This window comes from Plantibacter cousiniae (nom. nud.), assembly GCF_977070315.1.
In genome coordinates this window covers 623,212-643,687 of the sequence record NZ_CDRVEU010000001.1, presented here as the reverse complement: position 1 = coordinate 643,687, position 20,476 = coordinate 623,212, and the positions used below count along the sequence as shown (strand labels likewise).

At 56.9% G+C, this 20,476-nt stretch carries 22 protein-coding genes; 4 read left to right on the top strand and 18 right to left on the bottom strand.

Translation table 11 applies throughout. The features are described 5' to 3' along the window. Positions 1 to 53: 53 nt before the first annotated feature. The 16 genes from queC to ACW55A_RS02865 all read right to left on the bottom strand — a co-directional run bounded on the left by queC (position 54) and on the right by ACW55A_RS02865 (position 13,561). A complete protein-coding gene (gene queC / locus ACW55A_RS02940; RefSeq protein ID WP_003364714.1) occupies positions 54 to 743 on the bottom strand; it encodes a 7-cyano-7-deazaguanine synthase QueC in 690 nt (229 codons plus the stop codon). Between the two features lies 1 nt (position 744). After that, on the bottom strand, positions 745 to 1,392 hold the full coding sequence (gene queE / locus ACW55A_RS02935) for a 7-carboxy-7-deazaguanine synthase QueE (protein ID WP_003390957.1): 648 nt from the start codon (positions 1,390 to 1,392) through the stop codon (positions 745 to 747). Positions 1,393 to 1,563: 171 nt separating this feature from the next. After that, the gene (gene ybgF / locus ACW55A_RS02930; RefSeq protein ID WP_498810563.1) at positions 1,564 to 2,310 is read right to left on the bottom strand and encodes a tol-pal system YbgF family protein; all 747 of its coding nucleotides are present in this window, start codon (positions 2,308 to 2,310) and stop codon (positions 1,564 to 1,566) included. A 78-nt stretch (positions 2,311 to 2,388) separates the two neighbouring features. Then, positions 2,389 to 2,892, bottom strand: a complete 504-nt coding sequence (gene pal, locus ACW55A_RS02925; protein ID WP_003314369.1) for a peptidoglycan-associated lipoprotein Pal — start codon at positions 2,890 to 2,892, stop codon at positions 2,389 to 2,391. A 52-nt stretch (positions 2,893 to 2,944) separates the two neighbouring features. Then, positions 2,945 to 4,246 carry a Tol-Pal system beta propeller repeat protein TolB gene (tolB, locus tag ACW55A_RS02920; RefSeq protein WP_003339472.1) on the bottom strand — a complete coding sequence of 434 codons (1,302 nt, stop codon included), beginning with the start codon at positions 4,244 to 4,246 and terminating at the stop codon, positions 2,945 to 2,947. Next, on the bottom strand, positions 4,243 to 5,313 hold the full coding sequence (gene tolA, locus ACW55A_RS02915) for a cell envelope integrity protein TolA (RefSeq protein ID WP_003364724.1): 1,071 nt from the start codon (positions 5,311 to 5,313) through the stop codon (positions 4,243 to 4,245). The genes tolB and tolA overlap by 4 nt, the downstream gene beginning before the upstream one ends. Then, on the bottom strand, positions 5,313 to 5,777 hold the full coding sequence (gene tolR / locus ACW55A_RS02910) for a protein TolR (RefSeq protein ID WP_002554654.1): 465 nt from the start codon (positions 5,775 to 5,777) through the stop codon (positions 5,313 to 5,315). The genes tolA and tolR overlap by 1 nt, the downstream gene beginning before the upstream one ends. A gap of 14 nt (positions 5,778 to 5,791) precedes the next feature. Beyond that, positions 5,792 to 6,487, bottom strand: a complete 696-nt coding sequence (gene tolQ / locus ACW55A_RS02905; protein ID WP_002554655.1) for a protein TolQ — start codon at positions 6,485 to 6,487, stop codon at positions 5,792 to 5,794. Further along, a complete protein-coding gene (gene ybgC / locus ACW55A_RS02900) occupies positions 6,477 to 6,944 on the bottom strand; it encodes a tol-pal system-associated acyl-CoA thioesterase (protein WP_498810559.1) in 468 nt (155 codons plus the stop codon). The genes tolQ and ybgC overlap by 11 nt, the downstream gene beginning before the upstream one ends. A gap of 134 nt (positions 6,945 to 7,078) precedes the next feature. Next, on the bottom strand, positions 7,079 to 8,140 hold the full coding sequence (ruvB, locus tag ACW55A_RS02895) for a Holliday junction branch migration DNA helicase RuvB (protein ID WP_065349283.1): 1,062 nt from the start codon (positions 8,138 to 8,140) through the stop codon (positions 7,079 to 7,081). Further along, positions 8,141 to 8,749, bottom strand: a complete 609-nt coding sequence (gene ruvA, locus ACW55A_RS02890; protein WP_003364731.1) for a Holliday junction branch migration protein RuvA — start codon at positions 8,747 to 8,749, stop codon at positions 8,141 to 8,143. A gap of 89 nt (positions 8,750 to 8,838) precedes the next feature. Then, on the bottom strand, positions 8,839 to 9,363 hold the full coding sequence (ruvC, locus tag ACW55A_RS02885; protein WP_498810557.1) for a crossover junction endodeoxyribonuclease RuvC: 525 nt from the start codon (positions 9,361 to 9,363) through the stop codon (positions 8,839 to 8,841). 130 nt (positions 9,364 to 9,493) lie between these two features. Continuing rightward, the gene (locus ACW55A_RS02880; RefSeq protein WP_003364734.1) at positions 9,494 to 10,240 is read right to left on the bottom strand and encodes a YebC/PmpR family DNA-binding transcriptional regulator; all 747 of its coding nucleotides are present in this window, start codon (positions 10,238 to 10,240) and stop codon (positions 9,494 to 9,496) included. Positions 10,241 to 10,357: 117 nt separating this feature from the next. Then, positions 10,358 to 12,133, bottom strand: coding sequence for an aspartate--tRNA ligase (aspS, locus tag ACW55A_RS02875; protein ID WP_002554661.1), 1,776 nt, complete (start codon positions 12,131 to 12,133; stop codon positions 10,358 to 10,360). 292 nt (positions 12,134 to 12,425) lie between these two features. After that, positions 12,426 to 12,851, bottom strand: coding sequence for a ribbon-helix-helix domain-containing protein (locus tag ACW55A_RS02870; protein ID WP_498810555.1), 426 nt, complete (start codon positions 12,849 to 12,851; stop codon positions 12,426 to 12,428). A 236-nt stretch (positions 12,852 to 13,087) separates the two neighbouring features. After that, positions 13,088 to 13,561: a Dps family protein gene (locus ACW55A_RS02865; protein WP_003314356.1), complete on the bottom strand. Its 474-nt coding sequence runs from the start codon at positions 13,559 to 13,561 to the stop codon at positions 13,088 to 13,090. 469 nt (positions 13,562 to 14,030) lie between these two features. Between ACW55A_RS02865 and ACW55A_RS02860 the strand changes: the two genes are divergently transcribed. Continuing rightward, positions 14,031 to 14,639 (top strand): cold-shock protein, encoded by a 609-nt coding sequence (locus tag ACW55A_RS02860; protein WP_003364739.1) that lies wholly within the window; start codon positions 14,031 to 14,033, stop codon positions 14,637 to 14,639. A gap of 64 nt (positions 14,640 to 14,703) precedes the next feature. Here ACW55A_RS02860 and ACW55A_RS02855 read toward each other — a convergent pair whose 3' ends face one another. Together ACW55A_RS02855 and ACW55A_RS02850 are read right to left on the bottom strand one after the other, a co-directional pair. Then, positions 14,704 to 14,910 (bottom strand): SlyX family protein, encoded by a 207-nt coding sequence (locus ACW55A_RS02855; RefSeq protein ID WP_003364741.1) that lies wholly within the window; start codon positions 14,908 to 14,910, stop codon positions 14,704 to 14,706. Between the two features lie 2 nt (positions 14,911 to 14,912). Beyond that, positions 14,913 to 15,338, bottom strand: coding sequence for an HIT family protein (locus ACW55A_RS02850; RefSeq protein WP_003433318.1), 426 nt, complete (start codon positions 15,336 to 15,338; stop codon positions 14,913 to 14,915). A gap of 857 nt (positions 15,339 to 16,195) precedes the next feature. Between ACW55A_RS02850 and ACW55A_RS02845 the strand changes: the two genes are divergently transcribed. From ACW55A_RS02845 to ACW55A_RS02835, 3 genes are all read left to right on the top strand, one after another. Further along, positions 16,196 to 17,536 (top strand): OprD family porin, encoded by a 1,341-nt coding sequence (locus tag ACW55A_RS02845; RefSeq protein WP_058398115.1) that lies wholly within the window; start codon positions 16,196 to 16,198, stop codon positions 17,534 to 17,536. 171 nt (positions 17,537 to 17,707) lie between these two features. Then, positions 17,708 to 19,423 (top strand): proline--tRNA ligase, encoded by a 1,716-nt coding sequence (locus ACW55A_RS02840; protein WP_455809193.1) that lies wholly within the window; start codon positions 17,708 to 17,710, stop codon positions 19,421 to 19,423. Between the two features lie 65 nt (positions 19,424 to 19,488). Then, positions 19,489 to 20,445 (top strand): hypothetical protein, encoded by a 957-nt coding sequence (locus ACW55A_RS02835; RefSeq protein ID WP_003433321.1) that lies wholly within the window; start codon positions 19,489 to 19,491, stop codon positions 20,443 to 20,445. Positions 20,446 to 20,476 lie beyond the last annotated feature (31 nt).

Here is a 20,476-nt window from a genome sequence, read left to right as displayed (position 1 = left end):
GGCGCGTATATTACTGATTTTTATCAGTAATTCAACACCTTTTTTAAAAAACTTTAAAAATAGCGAGTCGGGTCTGCGATACCGGCGGCGGTAAAGCCCTCTGCGCGCAAACGGCAGCTGTCGCATTTGCCACAGGCACGACCCTGGTCGTCAGCCTGGTAGCAGGAAACCGTCAGCGAGTAATCGACTCCCAACGCAGTGCCAGCCTTGACGATGTCCGACTTGCTCAGATTCTGCAGCGGCGCCCTGATGGTGAAGCCCTGCCCTTCCACACCGGCCTTGGTAGCCAGATTCGCCATGCGCTCGAATGACTCGACAAACTCGGGACGGCAATCCGGATAACCCGAGTAATCCACAGCATTGACGCCAATGAAGATATCCCGCGCGCCCAGGACCTCTGCCCAGCCCAGGGCGAGCGACAGGAAGACGGTGTTGCGTGCCGGTACGTAGGTGACCGGAATGCCTTCAGAAGGCGACTCAGGCACGGCAATCGAGCTGTCGGTCAATGCCGAGCCACCTATACCGTTGAGGTTCAGGCCGATGACCTTGTGCTCCACGGCACCGAGATCACCGGCAACGCGTGCAGCGGCATCCAGCTCGGCGCGATGACGCTGGCCGTAATCGAAGCTCATGGTGTAACAGGTGTAACCCTCGGCGCGTGCCATGGCTACGACGGTCGCAGAGTCCAAACCACCAGACAGGAGGATCACGGCTCTTTTTTCAGTCTTGGTCAATTCACTCATATCAGCGCCCCGGCTCGTCATCCCAAAGAATTTTATGCAACTGCATCTGCAGGCGTACCGGCAGGTTATCCGCCACGATCCAGTCCGCCAGATCACGGCCCTTGAGCTCGTGGTGGCTGGCCGAGAACAGAACTTCGCCCGCACGACGATCAAGACCGTACTGAATCAGCTTGGAAACGGCCCAGTCATAATCCTCGCGCGAACAGATCACGAATTTAACTTGATCATTGGCCGTCAGCAGTTCCATGTTCTCGTAGCGATTACGCGAGACTTCTTTTGACCCTGGGGTCTTGAGGTCTACTACGCGACTGACACGAGGGTCCACCGCCGAGATATCCAGAGCACCACTGGTCTCCAGAGACACTTCATAGCCTGCATCGCAAAGACGCTTCAGCAACGGAATGGCATTGGGCTGGGCGAGAGGTTCGCCACCGGTGACGCAGACATAACGAGGGCGATAGGAGGCCACTTGTCCAAGGATGTCGTCCAGCGTCTGAATGGTGCCGCCACTGAACGCGTAGGCACTGTCGCAGTACTGACAGCGCAACGGGCAGCCGGTAAGGCGTACGAATACGGTGGGCAGGCCAGCCGTACGGGTTTCACCCTGCAACGAGTGAAAGATTTCGGTGATGCGTAATGTGTCTTGCATATCAGCCACGGGCGTAACAGCTAAACAGGCCGTCCGCCTCCGTCAGGCACTTCAAGGGACTCGGCAATCGCGGAATCCAGAAAAGCGTAAGGTGTACCGGAATTTCGGGTGCGAGATTCTAACGAAAAAAGCCGCGACTAGCGCGGCTTTCTTGATCAGCGGGTCAGGACATCAAAGGCGCTGGAGATCTCGTTGCGCCAATTGTGCAGCTGAAGTGCCCGGATACTGGGCAACGACCTGCTGCAATATGCCTTTTACCTTATCGGTATGACCCAGACGGCGTTCGACATCAGCCAGCTTGTAAAGCGAATCAGGCACCTTGGCATGCTTCGGATACTGCTGACTGACTTTGGCGAACGCCTGGCCGGCGCCTTGAAGGTCGCCTTTGGCCAGATTTACTTCACCCAGCCAGTATTGGGCGTTGCCCGCATACGAGCTGTTGGGGTATTTGCGCAGGAAAGCGGTGAAGGCCTGACTGGCCTTGTCGAAATCCTTTGCCTTGATCAAATCGAAGGCCGCTTCGTAATAAAGCTTTTCCTTCGCCGGATCAGGAGGCTCGGTGCCTGCTGCCGGTGCCTGCTGAGCCGCTGAGGCCGAAGGCGTCCCGCCGGCGTCGATAGCGCCACCAGCAGGTTGGGAATTATTGGTAGCCGGAGCGGCTGCGCCACTGGCTATACGTTGATCGAGTTCCTGATAACGCTCCAGAGCTTCCTGCTTCATGCGCTGGATATCATTTTGCTGGACCTCGACAACACCGCGCAAACGCGCGATTTCGTCCTGCATTTGCTGCAACTGCATGAACAGCTGACCTTGTGCCGAGGCAGGGGCCGTAACCCCTCCCCCGGCATAGGCGCCGGACGTGCCATAACCCGCTGGCGGATAACTGCTGCTGCCAGAGCCAGAATTATTATCGACCACAGGTGCCGCACCCAACGCTGAAAGCGGAAGGGCGAGGGCCAAAACGGTTAGAGCACGTCGGCACGTTCGCATGTCAAATTACTTACGCAGTTCGACGCGACGGTTTTGAGCCCAGGACTGCTCGTCGTTGCCGGTAGCAACTGGACGCTCTTCGCCGTAGGAAACCAGTTCCAGCTGAGCTGGGGAAACACCTTGCAGTACCAGGTAGCGCTGAACGGCTTTCGCACGACGCTCGCCCAGTGCCATGTTGTACTCGCGAGTACCACGTTCGTCGGTGTTGCCTTCCAGAACAACGCGAGCGCCGTTAGCTTTCAGGTCTTTGGCGTGCACGTCCAGGGAGCGCATGGCTTCTGGCTTCAGGTCCGAACTGTCGTATTCGAAGTAGAAGGTGGTGATTGCGCGCAGAGCAGCTTCTTCGCTCAGGGAGCCGTCAACAGCACCCGAGTTGGCGCCGTAACCAGCGTTAGGATCAACAGCAGCACCGCCTGCACCGGCATTGTCGCCGCCTTTGGACGAGCAACCTACAGCTACGGCCATGGCCAGAGCCAGCGCAGCAAATTTACCAAACTTCAGCATTTCCATCTTGAAACTCCTAATGAACCCCAGTGTGTTAAGCAAATCGTGTAGCGCCGCGTCAGTTCAGGTAAGGGGACCAGGAAGGTTCTCTGACTTCGCCTTGAGCGGTAGGAAGCGGGAGCCTTACGCGTCCGTTAATGGACACGAGCATCAAGACTCCCCGGCCCTGCTGGCGGGTGGCGTAGATTACCATGGTGCCGTTGGGCGCAACAGTAGGCGACTCATCAAGGTTGCTATCTGTGAGGATTTTTACGCTACCGCGGGCCAAATCCTGCACTGCCACCTTGAAATTAGTGAAGCCGTCCTGCCGGTGAATCATTACCAGCGTCTTTTCATCGGCTGACAATTTCGGGTTGGCGTTGTAGTTACCCACGAACGTCACGCGTTCGGCACCGCCGCCATTGATATTGGTCTTGTAGATCTGTGGCTTGCCGCCACGGTCCGACGTGAAGTATAGCGTAGACCCGTCCTTACCGAAGAAAGGTTCAGTATCAATCGAAGAATCGTTGGTGACGCGGCTCAATTGACGCGACGCCAGATTGATTACATAGATCTCCGGGTTGCCGTCCTTGGAAAGCACGAACGCCAGCTTGCTGCCATCCGGCGACCAGGCAGGCGCACCGTTCAGGCCTTCGAAGTTGGTGATCTGTTCGCGACGACCGGTATCGATGTGCTGAACAAAGATGCGTGGACGCTTCTGTTCGAACGAGACATAGGCAATACGCTTGCCGTCCGGCGCGAAACGCGGCGACAGGATTGGCTCACGGGATTGCAACAGGGTTACCGCACGAGCACCGTCGTAATCCGAACGCTGCAGGGTGTAACGCGTGTTGTTTTCCGAGAAGCGTTCGGCCGTCACGTAGAGCATACGAGTGGAAAACGCACCCTTGATACCGGTGAGCTTCTCGAACGACTGGTCGGCAATGTAATGCGCCATGTCACGCAGCTGGTCATTGGTACCCGATACGTTGCCGGTCAGTACCTGCTGCTCGGTAGCGACGTTGAACAGTGCGTACTGGATCTGCAGACGTCCGCCGGCAGGCGTGATGTTGCCGACCATGACGTACTGGGCACCCAGCGCTTTCCAGTCACGGAAAATGACTTCGCTGGCCTGGGTCGGCAAGCTGATCATGTTCTGCTTCGGGATCGGCGCGTAGTAGCCGGAGTTGCGCAGATCGTTGCTTATGATTTCGGCCATGTCTTCAGGCAGAACGTTACCGCCCTGCCATCCGAAAGGCACAACAGCGATGGGCGCTGCACGGTCACTGCCGCTGGTGACCAGAATGTTCTTTTCTTCTGCCGACACCATTGCGGATGCGAAACAGAGAACGACCAGCAGTCCTCGAAAAAGGTTGATCACAAGGCTAGATCTCCAGGTGTGAATGTCATCTTGAATGAACGATAGGGCGCGAAGTCAGCCGGCTTCAGACCCTGCATTTCTGTCAAACGTCCAATGTTCTTCACCGCAGCAACCGCAGAGCTGTCAAACGGTCCGTCACCACTGGATTTGGCAATCGATACAGAGGCAATCGTACCGTCGGGCAACATCCCGATCTGCAACGTTACCGACATGTTGTTACGTGCCGATGGTGGACGACTCCAGCCTTCGGAAGCCCTGACACGAATCAGGTCATCGAAACTGCCAGCCGTTTCATCGCCCCGCTCGTCAGCCAAAGCCTGTTGCCGCTCCGGTTTGTCGGAGAGCAAATCGGCCAATGCCTGCGCCTTCTTGTCTTCAGCGGATTTACGGGCTGCTTCCTGCGCCTTCTTGGCGGAATCGGCAGCGGCTTTTTTCTTCGCGTCCTCGGCAGCCTTTTTCTTGGCGTCTTCTGCGGCCTTTTTCTTGGCCTCATCAGCAGCCTGTTTCTTGGCTTCCTCGGCAGCAGCTTTCTTGGCGTCTTCTTCGGCTTTTTTCTTCGCCTCTTCTTCGGCCTTTTTCTTGGCTATATCAGCCTGCTGCTTCTCTTCAAGCTTTTTGGCGTCGGCAACCTTCTTGGCTTCATCGGCTTTCTTGGCATCGTCAGCCTTTTTGGCCTCCTCTGCTTTCTGTTCGGCCTTTTTGGCTTCGTCGGCAGCTTTCTGCTCTTCGGCTTTTTGAGCAGCCTCTTCTTTCTTTTGTTCCGCAGCTTTTACAGCTTCCTGTTTTTGCTGCTCGATCTTTTTCTGCTCCAGCTGTTCGACTTCGGTTTGTCGCGCAGCGGTTTTCTTCGCCTCACCGGCAATCTTCTGGTTGGTCTGGGTAGTGGCCTGGCTCTTGGACTTGAGCTGATAGAGCGTTGCCTGAACGATAGGCTTGGCTTCGGGCAGATCCGGAGTCATGGCAAAGCTGACGAACAGCATGCCAAAGATCAGAATATGCAATGCCACGGCCCAGACACTGGGCCAGAAGTAGCTTTCCGAGGCGGACGGCTCTCGAATCGGCTGCATCAGGGTGCCTCGGTAATCAAGCCAACATTCCCGACCCCAGCCTTCTGCAGCCCGCCCATCGTGCCCATGACCGAGCCGTAATCGACGGTCTTGTCACCACGAATGAAAACCTGCGTCTGCTTGCCTGCATCACGACCGGCAGCGACGATCTTGGTCACTGCGGCAGTCAGCTGTGGCAGGGTCATTGCCTTGTCCATCTGCTTGTCGGTATCGACTTCGCTGCCAAGGTTCCAGTAATAGGTCTTGTCAGCCTTGATCGAAATGGTCAGGACCTGATTGTTGTTGTCTTGCGGCAAAGCCTCGCTGGAGACCTTGGGCAAGTCGACTTTCACGCCCTGGTTGATCATGGGAGCCGTCACCATGAAAATCACGAGCAACACCAGCATCACGTCGATGTAGGGCACTACGTTCATTTCGGCGACCGGCTTGCGTTTTCTGCGACGATCTCGAGCGATTAAAGCCATGGGGAATTACCTGCTCACTCTTCGCTGGTGTGCACTTTACGGTGCAGGATGGCCTGGAACTCGTCAGCGAACGTGTAGTAACGGCTGATCAAGGTCTCACTGCGCGCGGCGAAACGGTTATAGGCAATAACGGCCGGAATGGCTGCAAACAGGCCGATGGCCGTTGCAATCAGTGCTTCGGCAATGCCCGGTGCCACGGTCGCCAGCGTTGCCTGCTGCGCCGTCGCCAGACCGCGGAAGGAGTTCATGATCCCCCAGACAGTACCGAACAGACCGACATAAGGGCTGGTAGAACCCACGGTCGCCAGATATGGCAGACCCGCTTCGAGTTTCTCTTCCTCGCGGGAGATGGCAACACGCATGGCGCGCGCCACACCTTCCATGACCGCATCAGGATCGACGCCGGACTGCTGACGCAAGCGCGAAAACTCCTTGAAACCGGCACGGAAGATCTGCTCGACGCCCGAGTCCGGATCGGGATTGCTGCCCGCCTGACGGTACAGTTTGGACAGATCGATACCCGACCAGAAACGCTCTTCAAAGCTGTCCAGTGCACGTCGGCCTGCGCGCAGCATGTTGCTGCGCTGAAAAATCACGATCCACGAAGTGACCGAAGCAGCTACCAGAATCAGCATTACCAACTGAACAACAATGCTGGCATTGCTGACCAAACTCCACATGGAGGAATGGTCGACGACGTTAGCTTCCACGCTTTATCTCCTGCTCTGAATGTATGCCCGCGCCGCCCTGGTCGGCAAAGGCCGCTCGCAGAGCTTCGGGAATGGCCCGGGGTTTAAAACTATCGGCGCGTACACACGCCACCAAGAACTGCCCTTTACAGAGCAGCGTTGCATCCGACGCCCGCCTGATCTGCTGTTTAAAGCGCAGGCTGACGCGATTCAATTCGGTTACTTCCGCACTGACGAGCAACTCGTCATCCAGCCGCGCCGGCTTGTGATAACGAGCCTCACTGGAGTGCACGACAAATAAAAGGTTTTCCTGCGCCAGTTCGGATTGGGCAAAGCCCAATTCCCGTAGCCGCTCGGTACGAGCCCGCTCCATGAATTTCAGATAATTGACGTAGTAGACGATGCCGCCGGCATCGGTGTCCTCGTAATAAACGCGACAGCGATGTGCGAACGACTGAACCCCGTTTTGCGCGCGCATACTCTAGAGCTTACTCCTCAGGTTGCCAATCGGGTCAGGCAACTGTTTTTCAACCTTTTGCCACTTAGTTACAGGTATCGGCGGCAGGACTGGCAATGTGACCACAGAGACCGCAAATAAATTGCAAGCCATCGCTATAAATCCACAGGCTCGTCGCCAAAATCGTCCGGCACTGGTATCTCCCCCATCCTCGACGGGATGTTCAGGCCGAAATGCAGATACGCATGCCGGGTGACCACACGCCCGCGAGGTGTGCGCATGATATAGCCTTGCTGGATCAAATAGGGCTCGAGTACGTCCTCGATGGTATGACGCTCCTCGCTGATGGCCGCTGCCAGGCTGTCGATACCCACCGGACCACCGTCGAACTTCTCGATCATGGTCAGTAGCAAACGCCGGTCCTGATGATCGAAGCCGTGCTCGTCGACGTCCAGCAGGTTGAGGGCCTTGTCGGCTGTCTGCCGGGTAATCTGCCCGTTGCCACGAACTTCGGCAAAATCCCGCACCCGACGCAACAGGCGGTTGGCGATACGCGGCGTGCCACGGGCGCGCCTGGCGATCTCGAAAGCGCCCTGCGGCTCGATGACCAGCCCCAGAATGCCTGCCGAGCGCGAGACAATCGTCGAAAGATCGGCGATGTTGTAAAACTCGAGTCGCTGCACAATGCCGAAGCGATCGCGCAACGGGTTGGTCAACATGCCGGCGCGAGTGGTCGCGCCGACCAGCGTGAACGGCGGCAGATCAAGTTTGATCGAACGCGCTGCCGGGCCTTCACCGATCATGATGTCGAGCTGGAAGTCTTCCATTGCCGGGTACAGCACTTCCTCGACGATCGGCGACAGACGATGGATCTCGTCGATGAACAGTACGTCATTGGGTTCGAGATTGGTCAGGATCGCTGCCAGATCGCCAGGCCGTTCGAGGACCGGGCCGGACGTGCTCTTGATCGACACGCCCATTTCCTGAGCGATGATGTTGGCGAGCGTGGTCTTGCCCAGGCCGGGCGGACCGAAGATCAGCGTGTGATCCAGCGCTTCGTTGCGACCACGGGCAGCCTGGATGAACAACTCCATCTGCTCGCGTACGGTCGGCTGGCCGATGTAGTCCGCGAGGCTCAGTGGCCGAATCGCGCGGTCCATCTGCTCATCACGATCACGGCCACCAGTGGCGGTTATCAGGCGGTCGGCGTCTATCACTTAACCCATCCCCTTCAACGCACGGCGAATCAGATCCGCACTGCTCAAATCTTTTTCCTTGATGGCGGAGACGGCCTTGCTCGCCTCCTGAGGTTTGTAGCCCAGCGAAATCAGTGCGCTGACCGCATCGGACTCTGCCGACGCGACAGGCTCGGCCTGATTGGGGCCATTGGAAACCAGCGTAAAGGTGCCTGGCAAGGACTCCCAGGCCTTGAAACGGTCCTTGAGCTCGACCAGCAGCCGCTCGGCGGTCTTCTTGCCCACGCCGGGGATACGCGTCAGCGCTGATGTGTCCTGCGCCTGCACGCAACGCACCAGCTCATCGACTTCCAGACCGGACATCAGCGCCAGTGCCAGCTTGGGGCCGACGCCATTGAGCCGGATCAGCTCACGAAACAGCTCGCGTTCGCGCTTTTCGTAGAAGCCGTACAAAAGGTGCGCGTCCTCGCGAACCACCAGGTGGGTGTGCAAAGTCACCGTTTCGCCAACATGCGGCAGCCGGTACAGGGTGGTCATCGGCACTTCCACCTCATAGCCGACACCGTTGACATCCAGCACCAGATGCGGAGGCTGCTTTTCGGCGAGAGAGCCGCGTAAACGTCCAATCACGTTTCAGATCCTTTCGTGTTGCCTGTCGCTCGCGCGAAGAAGAAGTTGAACACCGTCATCATAGAAAATAGGCGGACACATAATGCCAGTCAGAGCCGCAAGCGGCCGCCGCGACTGCGCGCAGTGCCCAACCCGTGAGGAATCAGACTGGAGCGCGTATGCGCGTGGCACAGGGCGATGGCAAGGGCATCGGACGCATCGATTTGCGGTTTCTGGGCCAGCTTGAGCAGGTGCATGACCATCAACATCACCTGCTCTTTATTGGCACCGCCGGTTCCTGCAACGGCCTGCTTGACCTGGGTTGCGGTGTATTCGGCAATTTCCAGCGCTTCTTCGGCACCCGCCACGATGGCCGCGCCCCTGGCCTGCCCCAGCTTCAATGCCGAATCGGCGTTACGCGCCATGAACACCTTTTCGATACCCATCGTCACCGGTCCGTAGGTCTTGATGACCTCCCGCACACCGCGATAAACGATCTGCAAACGCTCGTGCAGCTCGCCGCTGCCAGTGCGGATACAGCCCGACGCGACATAGACACAGCCGCGCCCGGTGTCGCGTACCACACCATAGCCAGTAATTCGCGAACCGGGATCGATACCAAGAATAAGAGTCATAACGCCTGCAGCTTGAGGAGGTCACGCAAAACAATAGGTGCAGCATAAAGGCAGAAGCCGGGGGCCGATAGCTGCGTGTTGCTCACAGCTTCGTTCCCCCGGCTTCCGACTTGGTGTTACCGGTGAGCGATCAGCCCAGCTGCTCCATCACTTCGTCGGGGATTTCCGCGTTTGAATAGACGTTCTGCACGTCATCCAGGTCTTCGAGCATATCAATCAGCTTGAGTACCTTTTCAGCGGTTTCCAGATCAAGCACGGCGCTGGTGGTCGGCAGCATGACGATTTCTGCATCTGCCGCCTTGAAACCCGTAGCCTCCAATGCGTTACGCACCGCGTAAAACCCGGAGAACGATGTGAACACATCGATCGAGCCGTCTTCGTTGGTCACGACATCGTCTGCATCGGCCTCCATGGCAGCCTCGATCAGCGAATCCTCATCGACACCGGCAGCGAAGGATATCTGGCCCTTGCGATCGAACAGGTAGGCAACAGAGCCGTCGGTGCCGAGATTGCCGCCGCATTTGGTAAATGCGTGGCGCACAGCCGCCGCGGTACGGTTGCGGTTGTCGGTCATGGTTTCGACCATGATCGCCACGCCGCCCGGACCGTAGCCCTCGTAACCCAGCTCCTCGACATCATCACCGTCGGATGCCCCTACCCCTCGCGCCACCGCACGATCAATGGTGTCACGGGTCATGTTCGCACCAAGCGCCTTGTCCAGCGCCAGACGCAGACGCGGGTTGGAACCAGGGTCACCGCCGCCCTGACGTGCGGCAACGGTCAGCTCACGGATCCACTTGGTGAAAATCTTGCCTTTTTTGGCATCCTGACGCTCTTTGCGGTGCTTGATGTTCGCCCACTTAGAATGACCTGCCATTTTTCGCTCCAGATTCTTTTTGAAACACCTTCACCTTTCGCCCCGAACAGCCCGGGCAAAAAGCTTCACTCAATAAGGGCAGATACAGGGCGTATCGACGATACGCCCTGCCCGGCATCACTCGGCCTTCGGCTGCTCACGCAGACGGATGTGCAGCTCGCGCAACGCTTTGGCATCGACAACGCCAGGCGCCTGGGTCATGACATCGGCCGCGCTCTGGGTTTTCGGGAACGCGATCACTTCGCGAATCGATTGCGCGCCGGTCATCAGCATCACCAGACGGTCCAGACCGAAAGCCAGACCACCGTGCGGTGGCGCGCCGTATTTCAAGGCATCGAGCAGGAAGCCGAACTTCTCCTGCTGCTCGTCTTCGGCAATGCCCAGCAGACGGAAGACCGCCTGTTGCATTTCCTTGCGATGGATACGGATCGAACCGCCGCCCAGCTCGGTGCCGTTGAGCACCATGTCATAGGCACGGGACAGCGCGGTCGCCGGGTTGGCTTCCAGCTCTTCAGGCGTGCACTTGGGTGCGGTGAAGGGGTGGTGCAACGCGGTGAAGCTGCCGTCGTCGTTTTCTTCGAACATCGGGAAGTCAACGACCCACATCGGTGCCCACTCGCAAGTGTGCAGCTTGAGGTCATTACCGATCTTGATACGCAGCGCGCCAAGGGCCTCGCTGACGATCTTGAACTTGTCCGCACCGAAGAAAACGATGTCGCCATCAACCGCACCAACGCGATCGAGGATGACGTTCAGATTGTCTTCCGGGATGAACTTGACGATCGGCGACTGCAAGCCTTCCGGCCCCTTCGCGCGCTCGTTGACCTTGATGTAGGCCAGCCCCTTGGCACCATAAATGCTGACGAACTTGGTGTAGTCGTCGATCTGGCTGCGCGCCATGCTGGCGGCGCCCGGTACACGCAGTGCGGCAACGCGCCCCTTGGGGTCGTTGGCCGGGCCGCTGAACACCTTGAATTCCACGCCGGTGAGCTGATCGGCAACATCCACCAGTTCCAGCGGGTTACGCAGGTCCGGCTTGTCGGAACCGTAGCGGCGCATGGCCTCTTCGAAAGTCATGTGCGGGAAATCACCGAACTCCAGGTCCAGGACTTCCTTGAACAGCTGACGAACCATCTTCTCGGTCAGACCGATGATGTCCTCTTCATTGAGGAAGCTGGTTTCGATGTCGATCTGGGTGAATTCCGGCTGACGGTCGGCACGCAGGTCCTCGTCGCGGAAGCACTTGGCGATCTGGTAGTAACGGTCGAAGCCGGCCACCATCAGCAGTTGCTTGAACAGCTGAGGCGATTGCGGCAGAGCGAAGAAGCTGCCCGGGTGTGTACGGCTTGGAACCAGATAGTCGCGAGCGCCTTCCGGGGTAGCGCGGGTCAGGATCGGCGTCTCGACGTCGAGGAAACCGTTGTCATCCAGGTAGCGACGGATACTGGTCGTGATGCGCGAACGCAGACGCAGCTTCTCGGCCATCTCCGGACGGCGCAGGTCGATGAAGCGATAACGCAGGCGTGTTTCCTCGCCGACGTCGGAGTACTCATTCAGCGGGAACGGCGGCGTTTCGGACTCGTTCAACACCTCGAGCTCGTAACCCAGAACCTCGATGGCGCCAGACGCCATGTTCGCGTTCACGGCACCTGCCGGACGAGCACGAACCTTGCCCACGACCTTGACCACGTACTCGCTGCGCACACGGTCGGCGGCTGCGAAACTGTCGGCACGATCAGGGTCGAACACGACTTGAGCCATGCCTTCACGGTCGCGGATATCGAGGAAGATAACGCCCCCGTGGTCACGACGACGGTGGACCCATCCGCAAAGGGTAATTTCCTGGCCTTCCAGACTTTCGTTCAGTTGGCCGCAATAATGGCTGCGCATCATGATGGTGTTTTCACTTCTCGTAATTCGAATTCGGTGGCGATTTCGCTCCTGGCTTGCGCTCAGTGGTACAAGGCACCGGCACAAGGCTAAAGCCAGCCCTGGCCCACGCAGAGTCACGCCCGCTAGCAAGACGGAGGATTATATAGAGTTAATTGGCACCGTGCAGCCGAACGAACCCATTAACGACCGGATAAGGTTGTGACCACCCCGCGCAGCCGCGCTGTTCACTCGCGCTGCTGGGGACAGCGCAGGCACGCCTGAGCGAGCCCGCAGAAATAAGGATAAAACCAAGCTAGACGTGGGAATTTTCCAGGCAGTCGCCCTTCAAAAGATGCGCCACACAGACAACACGAATCAGGCCACTGAAATTCTTTACCCCCCCGTACCGTAAGTGAACCTCCCGATCAATGTAGGACAATACCGCATTAACGGAGCATTCATTGGAACTGGCGATACCTGAAAGAATGTTCCAGTACACGTTCTCAAGACGCAGGCACGTCGCCAGACCGTTAAGCCGAACGGATTTGGAATGTGGCTGCGCCAGCGTCATATTGAAATCCTCGACAAAAGGATCATGGCGTATTTCCACCTCTCGATGTAACAACTTAAGTTCTCGCTCAGCACTTCGTAACACCATAACCGCCACCTTCGAATCATTGAGTTTTAAACACCAAAAGAAATATTCAAAAACAAATAAATGTCCTGATGTATAAAACATGATTGGCGATTTTATAGCCAGAAGCCCCTACACCTTATCACTGTAGGAGATGGCAACAGGAAATAGCGGAATATCGTTTAACCTTGAAGGGACTATGAAGAAAGCGAGGAGAACTGCAGCGCAGGACATTCGGGCCTTGAGCTGCCCGAGTGATTGCGCAATGAAGGCAGGTGACGAGAGGGAGGAACAGTTGAAGAGCGGGACGAGTGGCACTTGAAGCCACCCGCCCCTGGCCGTTACTTCGATTCAAGCATCGAGCGCAACATCCAGGCCGTTTTCTCATGAACCTGCATGCGTTGTGTCAGCAGGTCAGCTGTCGGCTCATCGCTAACCTTATCCAGAAGAGGAAAGATACTACGAGCAGTACGGACAACAGCCTCTTGACCCTGCACCAGACTTTTGATCATATCTTCAGCACTTGGCACGCCTTCTTCTTCCTTGATGGAAGACAGGCGCGCATAGGTCGAATAAGTGCCAGGAGCAGGGAAGCCCAACGCACGAATACGCTCGGCAATAGAGTCAACCGCCAGTGCCAGTTCGTTATACTGTTCTTCAAACATTAAATGCAGCGTGCGAAACATCGGCCCGCTGACATTCCAGTGAAAGTTGTGAGTCTTGAGGTAAAGCACATAAGTATCCGACAGCAGATGCGACAGACCGTCCACGATCGACTTGCGATCCTCTTCACTGATACCAATATCGATTGCCATGTTTCATGCCCTTTTAGTGAGGATTGAAAAGCAGTAAAGACCACTACTCTATCAAGAGAACCCGAATGGCGCAGCTTTCCGTTGGTGCGATGCTGCCAGCTGACAGCGACTCGCACCAATGCCACGGCTGTTCCAACGGGGCCGCAGCGGGCACCCGGCGCGGAAAATCCCCGCCAGCCTGTAAGAATCATCATCAAAATCCGCCAGAGCCCTCTGTTTCGGCCTCTGCAGAGGCACTAAAGGACAGCGTGATGCCAAGGCAGGACAGGCGCCTGCACCATTATCGATTGCTGATTTGAGTAGGATCAGGCTTTGCTGTTAAATACACGGCGTGTCGCCAACGAGTTGTCATCCAGCGCTGGCACATAGGCCGGCCCAGCGTCCGTGCATCACGCCTCATCTTGTTCAGAAGCGTACCGGGCGTTACCAGCTATTTCTTGTAATCCTTCTTGCATGTGAGCTTTTTAAAATGTTGAAAATCGTCCACCTGGTAACGGGAGCAGCAGCCCTGTTGCTCTCTTTCATACCCAGCCTGCGTAGTGAAGCGGCATCTCTCTACCTGCAAAATCCTGACGCGATCTGCCTGGCTTTTCTAGGGCTGCTTAACCTGATACTCGCTCCGGTCATTCCTTACTGGAATCGAGGCCCGCGTCATAATCTGCAAAATCTGGTCAGTGCACTGCTTGTCATTGCGGTAATCGTACAAACGCTAACCTTGCTTGTTCCTCTACCAGGCATCGCAGGCCAACCCGCCATTCTGGTGAGCCTGGCTATCGCCATCGTAGCCGTCGCCCTGCACCTGGGTGTCAGCTTTTACAGGTCTTACACCCCTTCGTCCGCGCCGCAAAGCCACGACATGGGAAATCGTGATACCGGCACCGTAAAGTGGTTCAACACGTCCAAGGGTTTCGGCTTCATCTCCCGGGATTCCGGCGACGATATTTTTGTGCATTTTCGCGCCATTCGCGGTGAGGGTCATCGCGTACTGGTCGAAGGGCAACGCGTCGAATTTTCCGTGATGAACCGCGACAAAGGCCTGCAGGCCGAAGATGTCATTGCAGCCCTGCCCCGCCGCTAATTGTTTCAAGCAATAAAAAACCGCGACCTCCTGGCGGAAGTCGCGGTTTTTTTATGCCAGCCGATCAATAGTGAGGTGGCGGGGCATCTTCCTCGAAGGTCTCGAACTGGCTGCCCATTTCCTCCTGACGCTTGAGCATCGCCGCCATCTGCAGTTGCAGATGATCCAATTCGCGCCGCTGCTTTACCAGCACGTCATTGAGTGCCTGGATCGTATCGTCCTGAAAGGCCATACGGCTTTCAAGCTCCATGACTCGCTCTTCAAGGCTCATGATTACTCCTCCTCAAATCGGAAATCATTTGTCAGTACCGGCTTCAACTGCCGACGGATTGCCGAGAGCTGTTCGTCGGTATAAGCGATGGCAGCATGCTTGCCCCACACGGGCGCAGGCCAGGCAGCATCGTCACGTTTGCGCACGATGACGTGCATATGCAGCTGGCTCACTACGTTGCCCAAGGCGGCAACATTGATTTTATCCGCATCGAAGAGCTCGTTCAGCACCTTGGCCAGCGCACTCGTCTCCTGCCACAACTGCATCTGGTCTGCTGCACTCAGCTGAAAGACTTCGGTGATGTCTGCGCGGCGCGGCACCAGAATGAACCAGGGGTAGTGGCTGTCGTTGGAGAGCAGTAACCGGCATAGCGGAAAGTCGCCAATCGGCAAGGTGTCTTGTTGAAGACGGGAATCCAGAACGAACACGATAAAAAGCTCCTGATTGCCAGGTGAATGCACCTGCCCTGTCGGTAACAGGGTGCTGCGATAGGCAGTCAGGATACTAGGCTTCGCGTAAGGCTTCACCTGCGCACCAGAATGCATCCACTGCAACGGTCGCCGCACCGATTTGACGCCACTGACTGACGGCGGATCCCGCTGAAAACAGCCTCACCTTGAACCACCGCCTTACAATTGCCTGCCTCGCGTACATGAAAATGAAACATCCATTGCCTCACCATGACCGCCACCCATAGCAATGCTCCAGGTTCAGGCGAATCCGATGGGGAATGCACCAAAATCACACACTGCTGTTGCGTCAGCAACACGGTGGATTCGTTTTCTACTCAATGTAAGCCTATACCGGTAACGTTTTTGGGCGAGAGGGGCAGAAGCCAGCCTTGGCGGAGAAAAGCCAGCTGTATTTTCAAAAAATAAAAATAGTCATTTAAAACAGCTAGATGGAGCAAAAAAGCGATCTTGATTCTGACTTTTCACAAAATTTTTTCATTTTCGGAAACTTTGTGCACGCTTGTTGCTTTATCACCCATATGATCACGACACCCCTGGCGGAAAACAGGGGTGACAGCATCAAGGGAAACAAGGCTTGCGACCCTGAGGGACGCCGTGACGGACCGCACTTTGATCGATCCGACAATGTGCAGAATGCCACTACAGGCTAGCTCGGCTGCGCGTCGTAAAGATTCTGAAAGGATAAAGCTGTAGCTATAGCAACCCAAGTCAGCGTGATATAGATTCCGCCGACAAAAATAGAAAGAGCCGCCCAGATAAAAAAACAGGTGGGACGGCAGAAAAATCTTCTAAAAACCAAAGGAGCAATCACGATGAGAGTGATGAAGTGGAGCGCAATCGCACTGGCCGTTACAGCAGCCAGCGCCCAAATGGCAACAGCCGCACCTTTCGTCAGCGATCAGGCTGATGCCAAGGGCTTTGTGGAAGGCAGCACGCTTGACCTGAAGTTGCGCAATTACTATTTCAACCGTGACAACAAAAACGGTAGTAGTGATTTGAGGGACTGGACCCAAGGTCTCTGGGCGAATTTCAGCACCGGTTACACTCAAGGCACGGTCGGTGTTGGAGCTGAAGCTTTTGGCTATTTCGGCATGCAGCTCTGGGCTCCGGACGCATACTCGGGTTCCACTAACCTGGCATTCAACCGCACTACCGGCGAAAACGAAAACTCCCTTGGCAAGCTCGGCGGCGCCGTCAAGTTCCGCATCTCGAAAACAGAGCTGAAAATTGGCGACATGCAGCCCACTAGTCCTGTATTCGCAGTTGGCGGCTCTCGCTTGCTTCCGCAAACAGCAAGTGGTTTGAGCTTGCAAAGTAGTGAAATCGCTGGCCTCGATCTTGAAGCTGGCCACTTCTACTCCGGCACCAGCCAGAACGACACAAGCCATGACGGCGGAATTTTTGCCAACTATGCTGGCGTTGAGTCCAATAGCGCGGACTTCGCTGGCGGCAAATATGCAATCACCGACAGTTTGGGCGTTGCATTCTATGCGGCCAAGCTGGAAGACATCTGGGATCAATACTACGGTAACGTGAACTACGCCCTGCCACTGGGTGGAGATCAGTCTCTGGCATTTGATGCGAACATCTATCGCACCGTTGACGAAGGCAGCGCCAAAGCCGGCTCGATCAGCAACACCGCATTCTCCGGTTCCGCAGCTTACTCGTTCCTTGCTGCCCACACCGTGACCCTGGCGTTCCAGAAAATCAACGGTGACACTCCGTTCGACTACATCGGTATAGGTGACAACAACCGCGGTGGCGACTCGATCTTCCTGAACAATTCGATCCAGTACTCCGACTTCAACGGTCCAGGCGAAAAATCCTGGCAGGTCCGCTATGACCTGAACATGACTCCGTACGGCGTTCCAGGCCTGAGCTTCATGACCCGCTACATCAAGGGTACTGATATCGACGGCACCAATATTTCCGCAAATTCGGCTTATCGCAAAAACGACGGCTCACCTCTCTACGGAGCGGACGGCAAGCACCACGAAACCAACCTCGAAGCCAAATACGTAGTGCAAACCGGCCCGGCTAAGGACTTGTCCTTCCGCGTCCGTCAAGCATGGCACCGCGCCAACGCCGATCAGGGCGAAGGCGACGTCAACGAGTTCCGCCTGATTGTCGATTACCCGATCTCGATCCTGTAATCACCGCTCAGCACTCGTTAATAAAAGAAGCCCGGCACATGCCGGGCTTTTTCATGCTCCCATCAAAGCGCTCTGAAGCCACCTGCAAGCCAGCCCCGCCCTGTACGCGACCGGCACACCGCCGTACAATGCCAGGTCATTTCATGTCTCAGCAACCGACAACGGCCAACCATGCGCACCAGTCAATTTTTGCTCGCCACACAGAAAGAAACCCCTTCCGATGCGGTCGTGGTCAGCCATCAGCTGATGCTGCGCGCCGGCATGATTCGCAAGCTGGCCTCCGGCCTCTACACCTGGCTACCCATGGGCCTGCGCGTGCTGCGCAAGGTCGAAGCCATTGTTCGTGAAGAAATGGACGCCGCTGGCGCACTCGAAATTCTGATGCCCGGCATTCAGCCTGCAGAACTGTGGCAGGAATCCGGTCGCTGGGAACAATACGGCCCGGAGCTGATGCGTCTGGTCGACCGCCACAACCGTGAGTTCTGCCTGGGCCCGACCCACGAAGAAGTCATCACCGATCTGGCACGCAATGAGCTCAACAGCTATAAACAGCTGCCAATCAATCTGTACCAGATCCAGACCAAATTCCGTGACGAGATCCGCCCACGCTTCGGCCTGATGCGTGGACGCGAGTTCGTCATGAAAGACGCTTACTCGTTCCACGCCGATCACGAATCGCTGCAGGTCACCTACGATCGCATGCACCTGGCGTACAGCAACATCTTCACCCGCCTGGGCCTCAAATTCCGCCCGGTCGAAGCGGATAACGGCTCGATTGGTGGCGCAGGCTCACACGAATTCCACGTACTGGCCGAATCCGGCGAAGACGATATCGTGTTCAGCGATGACTCCGATTACGCAGCCAACATCGAAAAAGCCGAAGCGGTGCCTCGCGAAAAGACTCGTCCGGCCGCTACTGAAGAATTGCGTCTGATCGACACTCCAAACGCCAAAACCATCGCCCAACTGGTCGAGGGTTTCGGTCTGCCCATCGAGAAAACCGTCAAGACTCTGGTGGTCCATGCGGCCGAAGAAGGCAAGCTGATCGCCCTGATCATCCGCGGCGATCACGAGCTCAATGAAATCAAGGCCAGCCAGCTGGAACAGGTCGCCAGCCCGCTGGTCATGGCGTCCGAAGCCGAACTGCGCGACGCCATCGGCGCAGGCGCGGGCTCGCTGGGCCCATTGAACCTGCCACTGCCGTGCATCATCGACCGCTCTGTCGAGCTGATGAGCGACTTCAGCGTGGGTGCCAACATCGACGACAAACACTACTTCGGCGTCAACTGGGAGCGCGATCTGCCGGTGCCGACCGTCGCCGACCTGCGTAACGTGGTTGCGGGTGATCCAAGCCCGGATGGCAAAGGCACGCTGGAAATCAAGCGCGGCATCGAAGTGGGTCACATCTTCCAGCTGGGCACCAAGTACAGCGAAGCGATGAAGTGCCAGGTGCTGGGTGAGAACGGCAAGCCGGTCAATCTGGCGATGGGTTGCTACGGCATAGGTGTTTCCCGGGTGGTGGCGGCTGCCATCGAACAGAACAGCGACGAAAACGGCATCATCTGGAACGACACCCTCGCACCGTTCCAGATTGCGCTGGTTCCGCTGCGCTACGAGACAGACGCCGTTCGTGAAGCGACGGACAAACTGTACGCCGACCTGACGGCTGCCGGTTTTGAAGTATTGCTCGACGACCGCGACAAGAAGACCAGCCCAGGCATCAAGTTCGCCGACATGGAACTGATCGGTATCCCGCACCGCATTGTGGTGAGCGACCGAGGCCTGGCCGAAGGCAATCTGGAATACAAGAGCCGTACCGAATCGCAACCGCAAGCCATTGCGGTCGCGGACGTGCTGTCGTTCATCCAGGGCAAAGTGAACCGCTGAGTCAAAAGGCGCACCTGCTCGCAGGTGCGCCGCTCTTCACTCGCCCAATCCGCATCAGAGATCCCATGCTCAAACGAAGCACCTTAAGCCTCGGCAGCGCCGTTCTGTGCGGCTCATTTCTCGTCGGCGGCTGTGCCAACCAGCTCTCTCAGCGCAGCGAGCACGAGGAGCGAGTCGAACGCAAACTGCTCGAACATACCCTGCAAGTCGATATCGGCGAACCCAAGACACTGGAGTTGCCGCAACGCCGCGTGCGGATTCACGAGCACAAATCGTTCGAGGTCACCGACTTTGAAGTCACTCGACACTATGACCGCTACACGCCTTACCAACCGTGGCGGGAGGTCTACGAGATCCCGCTCGGCGCGATAGCGGTTGTCGCAGGTGTCGGGGCCAACGTGGTCAACGTGTTTGCGCTGGGCAATTTGCCGGAAAGCATGACCAAGGACTGGATTCACTATGGCGTGGCAGGTCTGAATCCGTTCATGAATGCCCCGTCCCACGGTCGCGCCGAGCAGAATCTGGCGAGCATCGACGAGGTTCAGAAGGACAAGCGGATCGAGAACTCCACCCTGCCCTGGAATGAACGCCCGGTGATGGTCAAGGCTGGCAATGAAACTCACGAAATGAGCACTGACCGCAACGGCATCCTGCGCCTGAACCTGCTGGACAGCCCGTTTGCGGAACAGGACCTGAGCCGCATCACGCGCATCTATATCAATGTCGAAGACGATCAGGACAGCGCGCACGCGAACGCCAGTTTGCCAATCAGCCATTCGCTACGCGGCAAGTTGCTGGAGGCGCACGCCCTGATCTACGACGACCTGGAAGATGACGAGGTCAGCCAGTGGGTGCATCGCGTCAAACGTCTTTCTGACATGGGGCTGGAAGAAGAAGCCAGCGAGCTGGAGCAGAGCCTGATCGAACTGACGCGCAACGATCCGCAGTTGCAGGGTGAGTTTCTCAAGTCTCTCGCCAGAGACGCTGGCCGTCTGGTCGCCGTTCCTGCCCAGAGTCAGTAGCAAGAGCCCGTAACATGAAAGGCCGCGGCGT

Coding starts and splice junctions, on each gene's coding strand:
- ACW55A_RS02855 (WP_003364741.1), bottom strand. CDS start 14,910: ATGAGCCTTGAAGAGCGAGTCATGGAGCTTGAAAGCCGTATGGCCTTT.
- ybgC (WP_498810559.1), bottom strand. CDS start 6,944: ATGCGCGCGCAAAACGGGGTTCAGTCGTTCGCACATCGCTGTCGCGTT.
- aspS (WP_002554661.1), bottom strand. CDS start 12,133: ATGATGCGCAGCCATTATTGCGGCCAACTGAACGAAAGTCTGGAAGGC.
- ACW55A_RS02870 (WP_498810555.1), bottom strand. CDS start 12,851: ATGTTTTATACATCAGGACATTTATTTGTTTTTGAATATTTCTTTTGG.
- ACW55A_RS02880 (WP_003364734.1), bottom strand. CDS start 10,240: ATGGCAGGTCATTCTAAGTGGGCGAACATCAAGCACCGCAAAGAGCGT.
- ACW55A_RS02835 (WP_003433321.1), top strand. CDS start 19,489: ATGCTCAAACGAAGCACCTTAAGCCTCGGCAGCGCCGTTCTGTGCGGC.
- ACW55A_RS02860 (WP_003364739.1), top strand. CDS start 14,031: ATGTTGAAAATCGTCCACCTGGTAACGGGAGCAGCAGCCCTGTTGCTC.
- ruvC (WP_498810557.1), bottom strand. CDS start 9,363: ATGACTCTTATTCTTGGTATCGATCCCGGTTCGCGAATTACTGGCTAT.
- queE (WP_003390957.1), bottom strand. CDS start 1,392: ATGCAAGACACATTACGCATCACCGAAATCTTTCACTCGTTGCAGGGT.
- queC (WP_003364714.1), bottom strand. CDS start 743: ATGAGTGAATTGACCAAGACTGAAAAAAGAGCCGTGATCCTCCTGTCT.
- tolA (WP_003364724.1), bottom strand. CDS start 5,313: ATGCAGCCGATTCGAGAGCCGTCCGCCTCGGAAAGCTACTTCTGGCCC.
- ACW55A_RS02865 (WP_003314356.1), bottom strand. CDS start 13,561: ATGGCAATCGATATTGGTATCAGTGAAGAGGATCGCAAGTCGATCGTG.
- pal (WP_003314369.1), bottom strand. CDS start 2,892: ATGGAAATGCTGAAGTTTGGTAAATTTGCTGCGCTGGCTCTGGCCATG.
- tolR (WP_002554654.1), bottom strand. CDS start 5,777: ATGGCTTTAATCGCTCGAGATCGTCGCAGAAAACGCAAGCCGGTCGCC.
- ACW55A_RS02840 (WP_455809193.1), top strand. CDS start 17,708: ATGCGCACCAGTCAATTTTTGCTCGCCACACAGAAAGAAACCCCTTCC.
- ACW55A_RS02845 (WP_058398115.1), top strand. CDS start 16,196: ATGAGAGTGATGAAGTGGAGCGCAATCGCACTGGCCGTTACAGCAGCC.